Source organism: Streptomyces araujoniae, assembly GCF_050871195.1.
GTDB lineage: Bacteria > Actinomycetota > Actinomycetes > Streptomycetales > Streptomycetaceae > Streptomyces > Streptomyces bacillaris.
Window position 1 is genome coordinate 7,629,378 of record NZ_CP194070.1, and the last position, 2,579, is coordinate 7,631,956.

Annotated in this window: 2 protein-coding genes; both read left to right on the forward strand. The window is 72.4% G+C overall.

Annotated features, from left to right (window positions below; genetic code table 11):
- Window positions 1-35: 35 nt before the first annotated feature.
- Window positions 36-254 (forward strand): MbtH family protein, encoded by a 219-nt coding sequence (locus ACQ9ZG_RS32235; protein WP_018487653.1) that lies wholly within the window; start codon window positions 36-38, stop codon window positions 252-254.
- Window positions 251-2,293, forward strand: a complete 2,043-nt coding sequence (locus ACQ9ZG_RS32240) for a multicopper oxidase family protein (RefSeq protein ID WP_499281519.1) — start codon at window positions 251-253, stop codon at window positions 2,291-2,293. The genes ACQ9ZG_RS32235 and ACQ9ZG_RS32240 overlap by 4 nt, the downstream gene beginning before the upstream one ends.
- The last annotated feature ends 286 nt before the right edge of the window (window positions 2,294-2,579 follow it).

The following is a 2,579-nucleotide window of genomic DNA, read 5'->3' on the forward strand; positions in this document are numbered from 1 at the left end:
GTAAAGATAGCCTTACCTAAGTTGAAGGAGGATCGATGACCAACCCGTTCGAGGACGAGAACGGCACCTATCTGGTGCTCGTCAACGACGAGGGCCAGCACTCCCTGTGGCCCGCCTTCGCGGAGGTGCCCGCCGGCTGGACCGTGGCGCACCCGGAAGACACCCGCCAGGCCTGCCTCGACTACGTCGAGCAGAACTGGACCGACCTGCGGCCCAAGAGCCTGATAGAGAGCATGGCGGCCGATCCGACATGAGCCCTTCCCCGAAGCCGCCGCACCCGGTCGCCCGCCGCGGGTTCCTCATCGGAGCCGGACTGGTGAGCACCGGGGCGGCCCTCGGCACCGGACTCGCCCTCCCCGGCGGAGCCGGCCGGGCCGTGGCAGCCCCCGCCCCGCCCCGCCCCGACCTGATGACCGCCGCACTCGGCACCCCCCTCGACGACCTTCCCGACGCCCTCCGCGAGGCGCGCGAGGCAGGCCCCCGGCTCACCGGACAGGCCGCGAAGTCGGCGGCCCGGGCAGCCGAAGCGGCCCGTACGCTCACCCCCTTCCTCGACCCGCTGCCCGTTCCCCGGGTGCTGAGCGGCCGCAAGGGGGAGCTGACCGTCACCATGCGGCAGGCCCGCGTACGGCTCCACCGCAGCCTCCCGCACACCCGGCTGTGGACCTACGAGGGTACCCACGTGGGCCCGACCATCGAGGCGCGGCGCGGCAGCCGGCTCCGTATCGCCTGGGAGAACGACCTCTCCGGCGCCTTCCCGCTGCCCGCCGTCCGGGTCCCGTTCGCCTACGACCCCGAACTGCCGCTGATGTGGGACCGGCCCGGACGCGAAGGCTCGACGCCCCGCGCCGACGTGGCCGCCCTGCCGCCCTGGACCGTGGTGCACCTGCACGGCGCCGTCACCGGCGGCGGCAACGACGGCTGGGCCGAGAACGCCGTCCTGCCGGGCTCGGCGCAGCTCGCCGAATACCCCAACGACCAGCCGGCCGCCGGACTCTGGTATCACGACCACGCCATGCACATCACCCATCTCAACGTGATGACCGGCCTCGGCGCGGGCGCCTATCTGATCCGGGACGAGGAGGAGAAGCGGTTACGCCTGCCCTCCGGGGACCGCGAGATCCCGCTCGTGATCTACGACCGCAACCTCGACCTGGACGCCGCCGGGGCCTTCACCGGCGACCTCCTCTACAAGGGCATCGTCGTCGCGAACGACCCCTACGAACTGGTCCGCCCCTTCACCGGACCGTTCAACCTGGTCAACGGGGTGATCTGGCCGCACCTGGACGTGGACGCCGGGTGGTACCGCTTCCGGGCCCTCAACGCCGCGAACAACCGGCCCTACCTCCTCAAGATCCTCGACGAGTCCGGTGCCGAACTGCCGCCCTCCGCCTTCCGGTTGATCGGCACGGACAGCGGGCTGCTGCCCCGTCCCGACCCGGTGACCGCGGGCGTACCGCTCACCCCCGGCGAACGGGCCGACCTCCTGGTGGACTTCACCGCTCTGCGCGGCCGGAAGCTGCGCCTGGTCAACGCCCTGCCGGAACCCGGAGCCCGCCCCGACCTGATGGAGTTCCGCGTCGCCTCCCGGGCCGCGCCGGGCTCCTTCGTCCCGCCGAAGCAGCTCGCCACCTCCTTCAAGCCGGTCAGACCCCCGGCCACCGCCCCCGAACGGCTCGTGGTGGTCACGCCCGTCTACCCCAAGGACCCCGAACTCTGGGAGATGGAGGAGACCGATCCCCCCGAGGGGCCGCTGCCCGTCGACGGGATCGTCCAGATCGAGGACGAGCACGGCACCGTACGGACCTTCCGGCGGGTCGCCGCCACCTTCGACGACCCGGTGCGCTTCACCGTCGCCGCTGGCGCCACCGAACGGTGGCGGTTCCTCAGCCTGGAGAAGTCCCCGGGAGCCTTCCCGCACCCCATGCACCTCCACGCGGTCGCCTTCCAGGGGCTGAGCCGCGAGGTGTACGACGTCAGCTCCTTCACCGCCTTCGAACTGGACGGCGGCGGCTACGGGATGGGCACCACCACCCCGATCCGCCACCTCCGCCACGCCCCCCTCACCGCGGCGGAGAAGGGACCCAAGGACGTCATCTCGCTCGCACCCGCCCAACTCATCACCGTCGGCGCCACCTTCGAGGGACCGCCCGGACGGTTCATGCACCACTGCCACGTCTACGAGCACGAGGACATGATGATGATGCGCCCCTTCGTCGTACAGCCGAAAGCCGTCATGTCGCTCGCCCCCCACCACGGCCACAGATCCCACGGCCGCAAATCCGCCGGCTGACCGAGCCCGCACCGGCGCCCTGAGGGCGCCACGCCGGGGCCCGCCCCACGGGCCGGCCCCGGCGCGCCCGGCCGCCCACCGGCCTGCCCTCCCCGCGGTGCCCGGCCCCACCCCCTCACCCTTCGTCATGTCCTCACGCCGACGACGGTCGCCTCGGCGCGCCCGCACGCCCTGACCTCCGCACGCCCCGCCCCTGACCTTCGTACGTCCTTGCCTCCGTACGCCCTGTCGACGCCCCTGTCCGCCTCACCGGAGTCCGGTGAGTTTTCCTGCCGGGAGACTGCGC

Coding starts and splice junctions, on each gene's coding strand:
- ACQ9ZG_RS32235 (WP_018487653.1), top strand. CDS start 36: ATGACCAACCCGTTCGAGGACGAGAACGGCACCTATCTGGTGCTCGTC.
- ACQ9ZG_RS32240 (WP_499281519.1), top strand. CDS start 251: ATGAGCCCTTCCCCGAAGCCGCCGCACCCGGTCGCCCGCCGCGGGTTC.